This window comes from Mycobacterium sp. (genome assembly GCF_008709575.1).
In the GTDB taxonomy this organism is placed as follows: domain Bacteria; phylum Actinomycetota; class Actinomycetes; order Mycobacteriales; family Mycobacteriaceae; genus Mycobacterium.
Map to the genome: position 1 here is coordinate 13,705 of NZ_VYIK01000052.1, position 14,926 is coordinate 28,630.

Here is a 14,926-nt window from a genome sequence, read left to right on the forward strand (position 1 = left end):
CCCTTCGCGTCCGCATTTCGGCTTCGTGCAGACAACGATAGAGGCCGTGTGCCCATCACGCCGGATAGCGCCGCGGGGTGAAAAGCCGGTCGCCCGACGCGTCGCTGTACCACTGGGTTTGCGATGATCCGACGATCAGCAGGCAGCGCATGTCGACCTCGGCCGGGTTCAGATCCGCCAACGGCACCACTATGACCCTCTCGCCCGGGCCGGACACGTCGCGGCCTATCACCACCGGCGTGCCGGGATCGCGATGCTGCAATAACACCTCACGCATCGCGGCGACCTGCCAGGTCCGGGTCTTCGACGCGGGGTTGTAGATCGCCAGCACCATGTCGGCCGCCGCGGCCGCGGACAACCGTTCTGCGATCACCTCCCACGGTTTGAGCCGATCCGACAGTGAGATCACCGCGTAGTCATGTCCGAGCGGGGCGCCCACCCGGCTGGCGACGGCCTGTGCGGCGGTCATGGCCGGAATCACCCGCACCCGCACCCCCGGCCACTGCTTGGCCTCCTCGAGCACGGCGGTCGCCATCGCGAACACCCCGGGATCGCCCGACGACACCACCGCCACCGCCCGGCCCTGTTCGGCCAGCATGCACGCCAGCTTGGCGCGGGCGGGCTCATCGGTGTTGTCGCTGGGGTGACGTTGCTGGCCGTCGCGGACCGCGACCCGGTCCAGATACAGCCGGTAGCCGATGAGATCGGTGGCGGCGGCCAGCTCGCGGCGGCTTTCCAGGGTCATCCAGTCGCCGTGCCCGGGGCCCAGACCCACCACCGCGACACCGCCGGCCCCCCGTCGGCCATGCCGGCGCCGCCGCCCGCCCGGCACCATGGCCAGCGCGAAGTACGGCACACTGGCCGCCTCGACCTCGGCGGCGGGCAGCACCCGCTGCCCGGTGGTGCTGGCCCGCTCCACATACACCGCGTCGCCGAGCTGCCCGGCCATCGAGAGCGCTTCTCGCACAGCCGGATATGACCGACCCAGCTTGACCACCACAGCGGCGTCGGCGTCGGAGAGCCGGCGGGCCAGCTCGGCGGCCGGCAGGGTGCCCGGCAGCACGGTGAGCACCTCGTCACCGGCCACCAGCGGGGTGGCGACCGCCGCCGAGGCCGCGCTGAGCGAGGTCACGCCGGGCACGATCACCGCGTCGAATTGCCGGGTCAGCCGGGTGTGCAGGTGCATGTAGGAGCTGTAGAACAGCGGATCGCCCTCGGCCAGCAGCGCCACGTCGCGCCCGGCGTCCAGGTGCGCGCCGATGCGCGCGGCGGCGTCGGCGTAGAAGTCCTCCAGCGCCCCGGCGTAGCCGCCGGGATGGTCGGTGGACTCGGTGGTGACCGGGTAGATCAGGTGTTCCTCGATCTGGCCGGGCCGCAGATAGGGTGCGGCGATGCCCCGGGCGATGCTGCGGCCGTGGCGGGCGCTGTGGTAGGCCACCACGTCGGCCGCGCCGATCACCTTGGCGGCTTTGATGGTCACCAGTTCCGGGTCGCCGGGACCCAGCCCGACGCCGAACAGCGTGCCGCGGGCGGTCATCGGGCGCGCGCCGCGATCGCGTTGACGGCCGCGGCGGCCATCGCGCTGCCGCCGCGACGACCGGTCACCACCAGATAGGCCATGCCGCGCGGGTGTTCGATCAGTTCCTGCTTGGCCTGCGCCGAGCCGACGAACCCGACCGGCCCGCCGAGCACCGCGGCCGGCGCCCCCGCCCCGTCGTCGAGCAGCTCCAGCAGCCGAAACAGCGCGGTCGGCGCGTTGCCGATCGCCAGCACCGCCCCGGCCAGTCGGTCCGCGGCCAGCTCCACCCCGGCCGCCGAGCGGGTGGTGTGTCGGCGCGCGGCCAGCCCCGCCGCCCGCGGGTCGGCCACCAGCGACACGATGTCGTTGCCGCACAGCAATTTCCGGCTGATCCCGGCGGCCACCATCGACGAGTCGCACAGCACCGGGGCGCCGCCCGCCAGGGCGGCGCCGGCCCGGGCCACGACGTCGTCGGTGTAGGCGATGTGCTCGACGAGGTCGACCTGACCGCAGGTGTGGATCAGCCGCACCACCACCTGCTCGACGTCGGCGGGAAACCGGGTCAGCTGCGCCTCGGCGCGGATGGTCGCAAACGACTGCCGGTAGATCTGCTCGGCGTCGCGCAGGTAGTCGAGCACGAGCTCACCCTACGGCTGTCTGCGCAGAGTGCGGTATCCCGCCGCGGTGGCGACCAGCACCTCCCCGATCGGCGGGCTGCCGCAGGCCCGCTCGCAGCCGACGAAGTGCCGACGGGTGGGCGCAGCACCGGTGCACGCCGCGGCCGCGGCATCGGCGCGCACGTCGGCGGCCGAGTGTGCGCAGCCGGGGCTGCCCACGCAGGCGCTGACCGCAAGCCAGGGCGAGTTCTCGTCGAACACCAGGCCCAGCGGCGCCAGCACCCGCAGTGCCGCGTCGGCGGTGTCGTCGTCGAGGTCGCACACCAGCACCGACCGCCACGGCGTGACGACCAGCGGGGCCTCGATCGCCGCCAGGCATTGCGCCACCCGGGCCGCCAACACACCCAGCGGCACCGCCGCGCCCAGCGACACCCGGCCGTCGTCCTGGCGCAGCCATCCCACCGGCGGTGCGGTGTCGCCGCCCAACCGCGGCCCGCTCGATGCGGCGCCGGGCACCAGCACGCCGGGGTCGTCCAATTCGGCGACCCGCCAGGCTTTTGCGCGCACCTCGACGAACCGTGTTGCAACGGCGACCAGCGTGGCTACGACGTCGCCGGGCGCCAACCGCACCCCGCTGTCACGGCCGGCCAGCAGCAACGCTGCCGCGTCGCCGAGCGGATGCACGCCGACGTCGGCCGCCAGCCCCGAGACGTCGCCGCGGCCGTCGTCGAGGCAGAACCAGAACCGGCCCGGCAGCGACGCCAACACCGGGCGCGCCCGGATCGCGGCATCCAGTTCAGCTACCCACCCGCGCACGTCGAGCAGCCCGCCCAGCCGCCCGGACAACGGCGACGCGACGATGTTGCGCACCCGCTCATGAGCCGGCGACGGCAACAGCCCGGCCCCGGCGACGATCTCGGCGACGGCCGCCGGCTCGGTGATCCGGCGGATCTGCACGTTGCCGCGCGCGGTCAGCTCCAGCGTGCCCGAACCGAACCGGGCCGACGCCGACGCCAGCGCCGCCAACTGCGCCGCACCGATCATCCCGCCGGGCAGCCGGACCCGCGCCAGCGGGCCATCGGCCGCCCGGTGGAGGTCCAGGGTGCCCGGGCAGGCGTCCTCGGCGCGCGTTCTGGGCATCCGTTCACCCTACGACCGCCCGGCAGCGCCGGGTCGGCGGCGTAAACTTCAGCGCACATCGAACATCGGGTGGTTGGCATGGTGGACGAACGACCTGTGCGCATCGCGATCGTCGGTGCGGGAATGTCGGGCCTGTGCATGGCGGTCAAGCTGCAGGATGCCGGCATCGACACCTACACGATCTTCGAGAAAGCCGACGATGTCGGCGGGACGTGGCGCGACAACACCTATCCCGGCCTCACCTGCGATGTGCCGTCGCGCTACTACTCCTACTCGTTTCGGCCCAACCCGAACTGGTCGCATCTGCTGTCCCCGGGGCCGGAAATCCAGGACTATTTCCGGCAGGTGGCCGACGAACGGGCCATCCGCCCGCACATCCGCTTCGGCACCGAGGTCACCTCCGCCCGCTACGACGGCGGGCGCTGGCTGCTGCGCACCGCCGACGGCGAAGAGGCCTTCGACGTGCTCGTCACCGCAACCGGGGTGCTGCGGGTGCCCCGCTACCCGGACATTCCCGGGCGCGCGAGTTTCGCCGGCCCGGCGTTTCACTCGTCGCGATGGGATCACTCGATCTCTTTGCCGGACAAGCGGATCGGTTTGATCGGAACAGGCTCCACGGGTGTGCAGATCATCGCGGAACTCGGCGGCAAGGTCAGGCAGCTGACGGTCTTCCAGCGCACCGCGCAATGGATCTACCCGATGCCCAACCCGCGTTACTCGCCGCTGATTCGGGCCGCGCTGTCCCGGTGGCCGAGGTGCAACGCGCTGGCTTACCGGTTCTGGGGGTTTGTGTTCCGGGGCCTGTTCGGCCGGGCGCCGATCCGGCCGGGGTTTCAGCGCCGTCTGGTGCAGACGCTGTGCCGGTGGAACCTGCGGCTGTCGGTGCGTGACCCGCAGTTGCGGGCCAAGCTCACCCCCAAAGACCAGCCGATGTGCAAGCGGCAGGTCATGGCGTGGCGCTTCTACCGTGCCGTCCGGCAACCGGGTGTGGAGATCGTCACCGAGGCGATCGACCACATCGAGCCCCGCGGCGTCGTGACCGCCGAGGGCACCCTGCACGAACTCGATCTGCTGGTCTACGCCACCGGTTTCGACGCCCGGGCCTATGTGCGCCCGCTGGAGGTCATCGGGGAAGACGGGCTCACCCTCGACGAGGCGTGGGCCGCCGGCCCGACGGCGTACCGGTCGGTCGCGGTGCCCGGATTCCCCAACCTGTTCATGCTGATGGGACCGCATTCGCCGATCGGGAACCAGTCGCTGATACCGATCGCCGAGGACCAGGCCGATTACGCGCTGTGGTGGATCAACCAGATCCGATCCGGCCGCGTCATTTGCGCCGCGCCCACCGAGGCGGCCACCAAGGCATACAACCAGAGCATGAAAGCCGCAATGCCGCAAACGATCTGGGTCACCGGCTGCAACAGCTGGTACCTGGGTAAAGACGGCCTGCCGGAATTGTTCCCGTGGACGCCGGAGCGGCACCGCGGACTGTTGCGTGTGCCCGAGCTCGCCGACTTCGACGTGCGGACCGCGTGACGATCCGGCAGGGGAGCGCCGTTGTCGGCTGATGCGGTAACAATGACCGATGCCCGATCCGCGTGTGCTGCTGCTGTCGACGTCTGACACCGACCTGATGACCGCCCGGGCCAGCGGCGCCGGCTACCGCTGGGCCAACCCCGCCCGGTTGCTGCCCGACGACCTGCCAAGCCTGCTGGCCGGCGCCGACGTCGTGGTGGTGCGGATTCTGGGCGGCTACCGGGCCTGGCCCGAAGGGATCGACCGGGTGCTCGGCAGCGGCGTCCCGGCGGTGTTGGTCAGCGGCGAGCAGTCGCCCGATGCCGACCTGACCGCGCGCTCCACCGTGCCGGCCGGCATCGCCGTCCAGGCGCACGTCTACCTGGCCCAGGGCGGCGTCGCCAACCTGCGCCACCTGCACGCGTTCCTCTGCGACACCCTGCTGATGACCGGATACGGGTTCAGCCCGCCGCAGGACATCCCCGGCTGGGGCCTGCTGGACCGCGCTGCGCCCGGCTCCGCCGCGCTTGCGATCGCCCCGACGGTGGGAGTGCTCTACTACCGCGCCCAGCATCTGGCCGGCAACACCGGCTACGTCGAGGAGCTGTGCCGGGCGATCGACGCCGCCGGCGGGCAGGCGCTGCCGGTCTACTGCGCGTCGCTGCGTACGCCCGAGCCGCAACTGCTGGACATCCTGGCACGGGCCGACGCCCTGGTGGTCACCGTGCTGGCCGCCGGGGGCGCAAACCCGGCGACGGCGGCCGCGGGCGGTCTCGACGACAGCTGGAACGTCGAACATCTGGCCGCGTTGGACATCCCGATCCTGCAGGGACTGTGCCTGACCAGCTCGCGACAACACTGGCTGTCCAGCGACGACGGGATGAGCCCGCTGGACGTGGCCAGCCAGGTCGCGGTCCCCGAATTCGACGGCCGCATCATCACCGTGCCGTTCTCCTTCAAGGAGATCGACGACGCCGGGCTGATCTCCTACGTGCCCGACACAGAGCGCTGCGCGCGGGTCGCCGGGCTGGCCGTTCGGCACGCGCAGCTGCGCCGGATCAGCCCCGCCGACAAGAGGGTGGCCATCGTGTTCTCGGCGTATCCGACCAAACACGCCCGCATCGGCAACGCGGTCGGCCTGGACACCCCGGCCAGCGCCGTGGCGCTGTTGCGGGCGATGCGCGACCGCGGCTACCGGATCGGCGACATCCCGGGCGTGGACGCCGGCGACGGGGACGCGCTGATCCATGCGCTGATCGAGCGCGGCGGCCAGGACCTCGGCTGGCTGACCGCCGAGCAGCTGGCCGCCAACCCGATCCGGGTCAGCGCCCGGGACTACCGCGCCTGGTTCGCCACGCTGCCCCCCGAGCTCGCCGACGCGGTCTGCGCGCACTGGGGTCCGCCGCCGGGCGAGCTGTTCGTCGACCGCAGCCGAAACCCCGACGGCGACATCGTCATCGCCGCGATGCAGGCGGGCAACATCGTGCTGATGGTGCAGCCCCCGCGGGGCTTCGGGGAGAACCCGGTAGCGATCTACCACGATCCCGACCTGCCCCCCAGCCACCACTACCTGGCCGCCTACCAGTGGCTGGGCTCGACCTTTCCCGACGGCTTCGGGGCCCACGCCGTCGTGCACCTGGGCAAGCACGGCAACCTGGAGTGGCTGCCGGGCAAAACACTGGGCCTGTCGGCAGGCTGCGCATCCGACGCCGCGCTGGGCGACCTGCCGCTGGTCTACCCGTTTCTGGTCAACGACCCCGGCGAGGGCACCCAGGCCAAGCGCCGGGCGCACGCCGTGCTCGTCGACCACCTCATCCCGCCGATGGCCCGCGCCGAAACCTACGGCGACATCGCCCGGCTGGAGCAGCTGCTCGACGAGCATGCCAGCGTCGCCGCGCTCGATCCGGCCAAGCTGCCCGCCGTCCGCCAGCAGATCTGGACCCTGATCCGGGCCGCCCGGATGGACCACGACCTGGGACTGGCCGCGCGGCCCGCCGACGACGCCTTCGACGAGATGCTGCTGCACGTCGACGGCTGGCTGTGCGAGATCAAGGATGCCCAGATCCGCGACGGGTTGCACGTCCTCGGCCAGACACCCGGCGGCGAGGCCGAACTCGACCTGGTGCTGGCGATCCTGCGGGCCCGCCAGCTGTTCGGCGGCCAGCGCATCCTGCCCGGGCTGCGCCAGGCGTTGGGCTTGGCCGAGGACGGCGACGACGACCGCTGCGCGGTCGACGCGGCCGAAGCGCAGGCCCGCCGACTGGTTGCCGGCTTGCAGCAGGCCGGGTGGGATCCCGCCGCCGTCGACGGGCTCACCGACGACGCCGACGTGGCTGCGGTGTTGCGGTTCGCCGCCACCGAGGTGGTGCCCCGGCTGGCCGGCACCGCAGGCGAGATCGACCGGATTCTCACGGCGCTGGACGGCCGGTTCGTGCCCGCCGGACCGTCCGGGTCGCCGCTGCGCGGCCTGGTCAACGTGCTGCCCACCGGCCGCAACTTCTACTCCGTCGACCCAAAGGCGGTGCCAAGCCGGTTGGCGTGGGAAACCGGTGTGGCCATGGCGGATTCGCTGCTGGCCCGCTACCGCGCCGACTACGGGAGCTGGCCGCGATCGGTCGGATTGTCGGTGTGGGGCACCTCGGCGATGCGCACCTCCGGCGACGATATCGCCGAAGTGCTTGCGCTGCTTGGTGTCCGGCCGGTCTGGGACGAGGCCTCCCGGCGGGTTGTCGACCTGGCGCCGATCTCGCCGGCCGAGCTGGGCCGGCCCCGCGTCGACGTCACCGTGCGTATCTCCGGCTTCTTCCGCGACGCGTTCCCGCACGTGGTGATGATGCTCGACGACGCGGTACGCCTGGTCGCCGCGCTCGACGAACCGCCCGAGCAGAACTACGTCCGCGCCCACACCCAGGCCGACCTGGCTCAGCATGGTGACGAACGTCGATGCACTACAAGGATTTTCGGATCCAAGCCGGGTACTTACGGGGCCGGGCTGCTGCAGTTGATCGACAGCCGCACCTGGCGCGACGACGCCGACCTCGCCCAGGTGTACACCGCGTGGGGCGGGTTCGCCTACGGGCGCGGGCTGGACGGCGCGCCGGCAACAGGCGAGATGCACCGGGCCTACCGGCGCATCGCGGTCGCCGCGAAGAACACCGACACCGCCGAGCACGACATCGCCGACTCCGACGACTATTTCCAGTACCACGGCGGCATGGTGGCGACCGTACGGGCGCTGACCGGTCACAGCCCGGCCGCCTACATCGGCGACAGCACCCGGCCCGACGCGGTGCGCACCCGCACGCTCTTGGAGGAGACCGCCCGGGTGTTTCGCGCCCGGGTGGTCAACCCGCGGTGGCTGGCCGCGATGCGCCGCCACGGCTACAAGGGCGCGTTCGAGATGGCCGCCACCGTCGACTACCTGTTCGGCTACGACGCCACCGCGGGCGTGCTGGCCGACTGGATGTACGAGCAGCTCACCGAGGCCTACGTATTGGACGACCAGAACCGCAAATTCATGGCCGAATCCAACCCGTGGGCGTTGCACGGGATGGCCGAGCGGCTGCTGGAGGCGGTCGACCGCGGCATGTGGGCCGATCCGCGCCCGCAGACCCTCGACGGGCTGCGCCGAGTGCTGCTGGAAACCGAAGGCGACCTGGAAGGCTGACACCTGTTAGCGTTGAGCTGTGGCTCCCACGTTCGCCGACGTCGCGAAGTCCCGGTATCTGCTGCTGACCACCTTCACCAAAGACGGCCGGCCCAAACCCACTCCGATCTGGGCTGCCCCCGACGGCGACCGGCTGCTGGTGATCACCGAGGCGAAATCCTGGAAGGTCAAGCGGATCCGGCACACTCCGCGGGTGACCCTGGCGGCCTGCGACATGCGGGGCCGCCCGAAAAGCGATCCCGTCGAGGCCACCGCGTCGATCCTGGATCCGTCGCAGACCGGGGCGGTGTTCGCCGCCATCAACCGCCGCTACGGTCTGATCGGCCGGCTGTTCACGCTGTTCAGCAAGCTGCGCGGGGGAATGCAGAACAACATCGGGCTGGAGCTGCGGCCGGCCACCTGACCGATCGGGCTCAGCCGTCGCGCAGGTGCTCGCCGAAGAACGCGAACACCCGCGCCCAGGCGTCCTCGGCAGCGGCCTGGTTGTAGCCGAATCCGGTGACCTTCAGCAGCGGCTGGGCGGGCAGCTTGTTGGCGAAGCCGTGCCCGGCTTTCGGGTAGACCTTGACGTCGTGGGGAATGCCCTTGTGCTCGAGCACCCTGCGCAGCTTGTTGGGCGCCCCGATGCCCATCGGGTCGCGGGCGCCGAAGCTGGCCACGATCGGGCAGGCCCCGTCGAGGGTGTTGCTCAGATCGCGCGGCAGCGGCACTCCGTAGAACGGGGCTGAAGCGCCGAAACCCTTGGGGGAGAGGATCAAGGCGAACTGTCCGCCCATGCAGAAGCCGGCGATGCCGACCCGGCCGGTGCATTGCGGCATCGACTGCACATAGTCGCGGGCGGCCACGATGTCGTCAAGGGCACGGCCCCGCTGGGTCAGCAGCTCGCGGAACACCCGGGTGATGCAGCGCATCCGGCCGCCCCGGGCATACAGGTTCGGGGTCAGCGCAATATAACCGGCGGCGGCGATGTTTTCCGAGATCGACGTCTTGTCCGGGGCGTAGCCGAAGGCGTCGTGAACCACCACCACACCGGGAAACGGCCCCGGTCCGTCAGGGATGTCCAGCAGCGCATCGATCGGGCCGTCCGGGGTATCCAGCTCGATTGTCGTCACGTCAGCCATCCTGGCACAGCGGAACTGTCGCGGTGGGCGCCGACGTTGCCATCACATGGCGCGGCTGTGCGGGTGGCTCGCAGCGTGACGACCCTGCTGCTGGGCGGGCGGGTCTACAGCCCGACCCACCCCGACGCCACCGCGATGGCCGTTCGCGACGGCGTGATCGCCTGGCTGGGCAGCGACGACGAGGGCCGTGACCAGTTCGCCGGCGCCACCGTCGTCGACTTGGACGGCGGCTTCGTCGCCCCGGCGTTCGTCGACAGTCACATCCACCTCACCGCGACGGGCCTGACGCTGACCGGACTGGACCTGCGGGCCGCCGCCTCACGCGACCAGTGCCTGCAGCGGATCGCCGAGTACGCCGCCGCCCATCCCGGCCGGCCGGTGTGGGGCCACGGGTGGGACGAATCACGCTGGCGGGATCCCAGCCCACCGACCACGACCGAGCTGGACCGGGTGCTCGGTGACCGGCCCGCCTACCTGGCCCGCGTCGACGCCCACTCGGCGCTGGCCTCCACTGGGCTGCGCCGGCGCACCGCCGGTCTGTCGGCCGCCACCGGATACGCCGCCCAACAGCCGCTCACCGGCGACGCCCACCACCGGGTCCGGGCTGTCGCCCGCGGGCTGCTGACCGGGGCGCAACGCGCCCAGGCCCGCGACGCGGCGCTGGCCGCGGCCGCCGCAGCCGGCATCGTCGCCGTGCACGAATGCGCCGGACCCGACATCGGCGGGCTCGACGACTGGCAGGAGCTGCGCGCCCACAAGTCCGGGAGGCACGCTGTCGAGGTGATCGGCTACTGGGGGCAGGCCGTCACCAGCGCCGCAGCCGCCCGGGCCCTGGTCACCGAGACCGGGGCCCGCGGGCTGGCCGGCGACCTGTTCGTCGACGGCGCGCTGGGCTCGCGGACCGCCTGGTTGCGCGAGCCCTACGCCGACGCCCCGGACCGGGTCGGCGCCTGCTACCTGGAGCCGGACCTGATCACCGCGCATGTGCGGGCATGCACTGAAGCCGGGGTGCCGGCGGGCTTCCACGTCATCGGCGACGCCGCCGTGGCGGCCGTGGTCGACGCGTTCGAACGGGTGGTCGAGGACCTGGGGGTGGCGGCCGTGGCCCGGTGCGGGCACCGGCTCGAGCACCTGGAAATGGTGACCGCGCAGCAGGCCGCACAACTGGGCGCGTGGGGCGTCGTGGCCAGTGTGCAGCCCGGCTTCGACGCGCTGTGGGGCGGCCGCGACGGCATGTATGCGCGACGTCTGGGCGTCGAGCGCGCCGGCCGGCTCAACCCGTTGTCGCTGTTAGCATCCCACGGCGTGCCCCTCGCGTTCGGCTCGGACGCCCCGGTGACGCCCATCGACCCGTGGCGCAGCGTTCATGCGGCCGCCAACACCCGCACTCCGGACAACGCCGTTTCGGAGCGGGCCGCGTTCGCCGCGGCGACCCGCGGCGGCTGGCGGGCCGGCGGGATCCGCGACGGGCTGACGGGCACGCTGGCGCCCGGCGCGCCGGCGTCCTACGCGGTGTGGGACGTCGGGCACCTCGACACCGATACTCGCGCGCGGCTGCCGGCACTGCCGAAGCTGACCGCCCGAGCGTGGCCGCGCTGCCGACAAACCGTGCACCGGGGCGTGGTGATCCATGGTTAGGGTGCCGGCGCGGCTGGCCGGGAGCGTCAATACCCTGCGGCCGCGACTGACGCGGCTGGGCGCCACGGCGGGTGCCGGGGTGTTGCTCTACACCAGCTTTCCGCCGGCCAACTGGTGGTGGGCCGCCGTCCCGGCGTTCGCGCTGCTGGCCTGGGTGCTGACCCGGCCCCGCACGACGCTGCTCGGTGGGCTCGGTTACGGCTTTCTGTTCGGGCTGGTGTTCTATCTGCCGCTGCTGCCGTGGATCGCCACCCTGGTCGGAGCCGCGCCGTGGATCGCGCTGGCGGTCGCCTGCGCGGTATTTCCGGGACTCTTCGGACTGCTGGCCGTCGTGGTGCGTCGGCTGCCCGGTTGGCCGATCTGGTTCGCGCTGCTGTGGACCGCGCAGGAGTGGTTGAAGTCGGTTGTCCCGTTCGGGGGGTTCCCCTGGGGCGTGGTGGCCTTCGGTCAAACCGGAGGGCCGTTTTTGCCGCTGGTGCGGCTCGGCGGCCCCCCGCTGTTGACTTTCGGGATCGTGTTGATCGGGTTCAGTGCGGCCGCCATCGCGTTCGAGGTGGTGTCGTGGTGGCGATCGGCCCGGCCGGCCGACGCTGCCGGCCCGGACGCCGCTCCCGCACCGGCCGTGGTCTTGCCGGCTGTGTGCATCTGCGCGGTGCTGTTCACAACTGTCGTCGTCTGGCCCCCGGTCCGGCGCTCCGGCGCCGGAGCGGGCAACGAGCCCACCGTCACCGTGGCCGCGGTGCAAGGCAACGTGCCCCGGCTCGGGCTCGACTTCAACGCCCAGCGCCGCGCCGTGCTCGACAACCACGTGCGGCAGACCATGCGGTTGGCCGACGACGTGCACGCCGGACGCGCGGTCCAACCACTTTTCGTCGTCTGGCCCGAGGACGCATCCGACATCGACCCGCTGGCCAACGCCGACGCCGCGCAGCAGGTCTCGGCGGCGGCCGACGCGATCGCGGCGCCGATCCTCGTCGGCACCATCCTGGAGGTACCCAACCGGTCACCCGACGACCCGGCCTACACCAATACCGTGATCGTCTGGAACCCCGACAGCGGACCGGCCGAGCGCCACAACAAACGCATCGTGCAACCCTTCGGCGAGTACCTGCCCTGGCCGTGGCTGTTTCGGCACCTCTCGGGATACGCGGCCTTCGCCGGCCACATCGTGCCCGGGCCGACCACCGGTGTGGTCCATGTGGCGGGTGTCCCGGTGGGCGTCGCCACCTGCTGGGAAGTGGTTTTCGACCGTGCCGCCCGGGACTCGGTCCTGGCCGGCGCGCAACTGCTGGCGATGCCCAGCAACAACGCCACGTTCAATCGGGCCATGAGCGAGCAGCAGCTGGCCTTCGACAAGGTGCGTGCGGTCGAGCACGATCGATATGTCGTGGTCGCGGGCACCGTCGGCATCAGCGCGGTCATCGCGCCCGACGGCCGCGAGCTGGTCCGCACCGGCTTCTTCGAGCCCGCCTACCTGGACAGCCAGGTGCGTCTGAAGACCGCGCTGACCCCGGCCACCCGCTGGGCCCCCACACTGCAGTGGGTACTGGTCCTGGCGGCTAGCGGCGCGGTCCTCGCTGCAATACTGCACAATGGGTGGTTCCCGCGTCCGAAACGACGCCGGTCACTGCCGGCGACCGACCCGCAGCCCTGCCAGGGCCGAACATGAGGAGCCATATGAGCCAGCCGGCGCCGCGCCCCAGCCAGCGCATCCTGGTAATCATCCCCACGTTCAACGAGCGTCAGAATCTCCCACTCATCCTGCAACGGCTGCACCGGGCCCGTCCGGATGCCCATGTGCTCGTCGTCGACGACAACAGCCCTGACGGCACCGGACGGCTGGCCGACGAGCTGGCCCGGGCCGACAACACGGCCGGCCCGGGGCGGATCCACGTGATGCATCGCACCACCAAGGACGGCCTGGGAGCGGCCTACCTCGCGGGTTTCGCCTGGGGACTCGACCAGGGGTATACCACCCTGGTCGAAATGGACGCCGACGGCAGCCACGCGCCCGAACAGCTGCACCGGCTGCTGGATGCCGTCGACGCAGGCGCCGACCTGGCCATCGGCTCGCGCTACGTCGCCGGGGGAACCGTGCGCAACTGGCCGTGGCGGCGCATAGCGCTGTCCAAAGTGGCCAACACCTATTCCCGCGTGCTGTTGGGGGTCGGCGTGCACGACATCACCGCCGGCTACCGGGCCTATCGGCGGGAGGTGCTGGAAAAACTCGACCTCGGCGCCGTGGACTCCAAGGGCTACTGCTTTCAGATCGAAATGACCTGGCGCACGGTCAACGACGGTTTCGTCGTCGTCGAGGTCCCGATCACGTTCACCGAGCGCGAACTCGGGATCTCCAAGATGAGCGGGTCCAATATCCGCGAAGCGCTGGTCAAAGTCGCCCGGTGGGGGATCGGCGCACGGCTCTCCGGCCACCAGGCGCTGCCCACAGCCCCCGCACAGCCGGGAACACCCAGCCGGGTCAGCTACCGCGGCGGCGGGATCTGATCAGCTCGAGACGCTCTTTGAGCAATTCTTCGAGCTCCTCGATCGAGCGGCGCTCCAGCAGCATGTCCCAGTGCGTACGCGGCGGCTTGACCTTTTTAGGCTCAGGCAGGTCGCCTTCGATCAGGGTGCCTTCCATGCCGTTGCGGCACAGCCAGGTGGTCGGGATCTCCGCGTCGTCAGCGAACGGAACCTCGAACTCTTCGCCGTTGTCCGTGCGATACCGCGCGATCTGGCGAGGCGCCAGGTCGTGATTGCGGTCGGTCTCGTAGCTCACGGCTCCGAGGCGACTGCCTCGTAGGACTCGATCAGCCATTGGCCGCCACTCCTTAGAAATCCTCCGCGTCGGTCTTTCCGGATTGGATAACGCTAGGGCACGCCGGCTAGTTCCTCGGACGCCTGGTTTCGGCAGCGTTGCGGCAGCCGGCCAGCATCGTCATGATACCCGCCCGATCGGCCCGACGGCGGTTGGCGCCGACGCGCCTGACCACCGGGGCCGGGTGCCGGGTACAGTCGCGCCATGGATCGCTGACCTGGGTCGCTGCCGGCCGAGGAACCAGCCGATCGACTTTCCTGACTCGGCCCGTCACCTCAGGGGCCGCGTGGCGCGTCCGGCCGAGACGTTAGGCGAGGGGTAACCACATATGACTGAGCAACTCCAGCATGCGACCGAGGCGCTGCGTAAGGCGCTGGTCCAGGTGGAGCGCCTGAAGCGGCAGAACCGCGCCCTGCTCGAACGGTCGGGAGAACCGATCGCGATCGTGGGGATGTCGTGTCGTTTCCCCGGCGGGGTGGAGTCACCGGAAGACCTCTGGGAGATGGTGGCCAACGGCCGCGACGTGATTTCGGACTTTCCCACCGATCGGGGATGGGACCTGGCCGCACTGTTCGACCCCGATCCCGACACGCCGCACACCTCCTACACGCGATCGGGGGGATTCGTCGACGACGTCGCGGGTTTCGACGCGGCGTTCTTCGGGGTGTCGCCGTCGGAGGCGCTGGCGATGGATCCCCAACAACGCATGCTGCTGGAGTTGTCCTGGGAGGCGTTGGAACGGGCCGGGATTGACCCGACCGGCCTGCGCGGCAGCGCCACCGGGGTATTCGCCGGGATCATCGCGCAGGGCTACGGCATGCTCGCCGAGGAGATCGAGGGCTACCGGCTGACCGGGATGACCTCCAGCGTGGCCTCGGGCCGGGTGGCCTA

At 71.2% G+C, this 14,926-nt stretch carries 9 protein-coding genes and 2 pseudogenes; 6 read left to right on the top strand and 5 right to left on the bottom strand.

Annotated elements, in window-relative coordinates; all coding sequences use genetic code 11:
- Nucleotides 1-55: 55 nt before the first annotated feature.
- Genes F6Q13_RS12700 through cobG form a run of 3 tightly spaced genes read right to left on the bottom strand, consistent with a single transcriptional unit; the run spans nucleotide 56 to nucleotide 3,276 of the window.
- Complete coding sequence (locus F6Q13_RS12700) at nucleotides 56-1,537, bottom strand: precorrin-2 C(20)-methyltransferase (RefSeq protein ID WP_293056864.1); 1,482 nt, start codon at nucleotides 1,535-1,537, stop codon at nucleotides 56-58.
- A complete protein-coding gene (locus F6Q13_RS12705; RefSeq protein WP_293056866.1) occupies nucleotides 1,534-2,157 on the bottom strand; it encodes a precorrin-8X methylmutase in 624 nt (207 codons plus the stop codon). Before F6Q13_RS12705 ends, F6Q13_RS12700 begins: the two co-directional genes overlap by 4 nt.
- Nucleotides 2,158-2,166: 9 nt before the next feature.
- Nucleotides 2,167-3,276: a precorrin-3B synthase gene (cobG, locus tag F6Q13_RS12710; protein WP_293056869.1), complete on the bottom strand. Its 1,110-nt coding sequence runs from the start codon at nucleotides 3,274-3,276 to the stop codon at nucleotides 2,167-2,169.
- A gap of 78 nt (nucleotides 3,277-3,354) precedes the next feature.
- On the opposite strand from cobG, the gene F6Q13_RS12715 reads away from it, so the two are divergent.
- Genes F6Q13_RS12715 through F6Q13_RS12725 form a run of 3 tightly spaced genes read left to right on the top strand, consistent with a single transcriptional unit; the run spans nucleotide 3,355 to nucleotide 8,861 of the window.
- Nucleotides 3,355-4,812: an NAD(P)/FAD-dependent oxidoreductase gene (locus F6Q13_RS12715; protein WP_293056871.1), complete on the top strand. Its 1,458-nt coding sequence runs from the start codon at nucleotides 3,355-3,357 to the stop codon at nucleotides 4,810-4,812.
- Nucleotides 4,813-4,861: 49 nt separating this feature from the next.
- On the top strand, nucleotides 4,862-8,458 hold the full coding sequence (gene cobN / locus F6Q13_RS12720; RefSeq protein WP_293056873.1) for a cobaltochelatase subunit CobN: 3,597 nt from the start codon (nucleotides 4,862-4,864) through the stop codon (nucleotides 8,456-8,458).
- 19 nt (nucleotides 8,459-8,477) lie between these two features.
- The gene (locus F6Q13_RS12725; RefSeq protein ID WP_293056875.1) at nucleotides 8,478-8,861 is read left to right on the top strand and encodes a PPOX class F420-dependent oxidoreductase; all 384 of its coding nucleotides are present in this window, start codon (nucleotides 8,478-8,480) and stop codon (nucleotides 8,859-8,861) included.
- A gap of 10 nt (nucleotides 8,862-8,871) precedes the next feature.
- On the opposite strand, the gene F6Q13_RS12730 is transcribed toward F6Q13_RS12725, so the two are convergent.
- Nucleotides 8,872-9,570, bottom strand: a complete 699-nt coding sequence (locus F6Q13_RS12730; protein WP_293056876.1) for a dienelactone hydrolase family protein — start codon at nucleotides 9,568-9,570, stop codon at nucleotides 8,872-8,874.
- A 144-nt stretch (nucleotides 9,571-9,714) separates the two neighbouring features.
- Here F6Q13_RS12730 and F6Q13_RS12735 point away from each other — a divergent pair, with 144 nt between their 5' ends.
- Together F6Q13_RS12735 and lnt are read left to right on the top strand one after the other, a co-directional pair.
- Nucleotides 9,715-11,217 (top strand): amidohydrolase, encoded by a 1,503-nt coding sequence (locus F6Q13_RS12735; RefSeq protein WP_293056915.1) that lies wholly within the window; start codon nucleotides 9,715-9,717, stop codon nucleotides 11,215-11,217.
- Nucleotides 11,210-13,722: pseudogene (gene lnt, locus F6Q13_RS12740) on the top strand (apolipoprotein N-acyltransferase). Before F6Q13_RS12735 ends, lnt begins: the two are co-directional and overlap by 8 nt.
- On the opposite strand, the gene rbpA reads toward lnt, so the two are convergent.
- Nucleotides 13,697-14,035, bottom strand: a complete 339-nt coding sequence (gene rbpA / locus F6Q13_RS12745; RefSeq protein ID WP_293056907.1) for an RNA polymerase-binding protein RbpA — start codon at nucleotides 14,033-14,035, stop codon at nucleotides 13,697-13,699. The pseudogene lnt and the gene rbpA sit on opposite strands and share 26 nt — an antisense overlap.
- Before the next feature lie 328 nt (nucleotides 14,036-14,363).
- Between rbpA and F6Q13_RS12750 the strand changes: the two are divergent.
- Nucleotides 14,364-14,926 (top strand): annotated as a pseudogene (locus tag F6Q13_RS12750) (beta-ketoacyl synthase N-terminal-like domain-containing protein); the annotation flags it as partial.

What these genes read in the sequence shown, in the direction of transcription:
- F6Q13_RS12735 (WP_293056915.1), top strand. Translation starts at nt 9,715, where the DNA reads ATGGCCGTTCGCGACGGCGTGATCGCCTGGCTGGGCAGCGACGACGAG.
- rbpA (WP_293056907.1), bottom strand. Translation starts at nt 14,035, where the DNA reads ATGGCTGATCGAGTCCTACGAGGCAGTCGCCTCGGAGCCGTGAGCTAC.
- cobG (WP_293056869.1), bottom strand. Translation starts at nt 3,276, where the DNA reads ATGCCCAGAACGCGCGCCGAGGACGCCTGCCCGGGCACCCTGGACCTC.
- F6Q13_RS12700 (WP_293056864.1), bottom strand. Translation starts at nt 1,537, where the DNA reads ATGACCGCCCGCGGCACGCTGTTCGGCGTCGGGCTGGGTCCCGGCGAC.
- F6Q13_RS12715 (WP_293056871.1), top strand. Translation starts at nt 3,355, where the DNA reads ATGGTGGACGAACGACCTGTGCGCATCGCGATCGTCGGTGCGGGAATG.
- cobN (WP_293056873.1), top strand. Translation starts at nt 4,862, where the DNA reads ATGCCCGATCCGCGTGTGCTGCTGCTGTCGACGTCTGACACCGACCTG.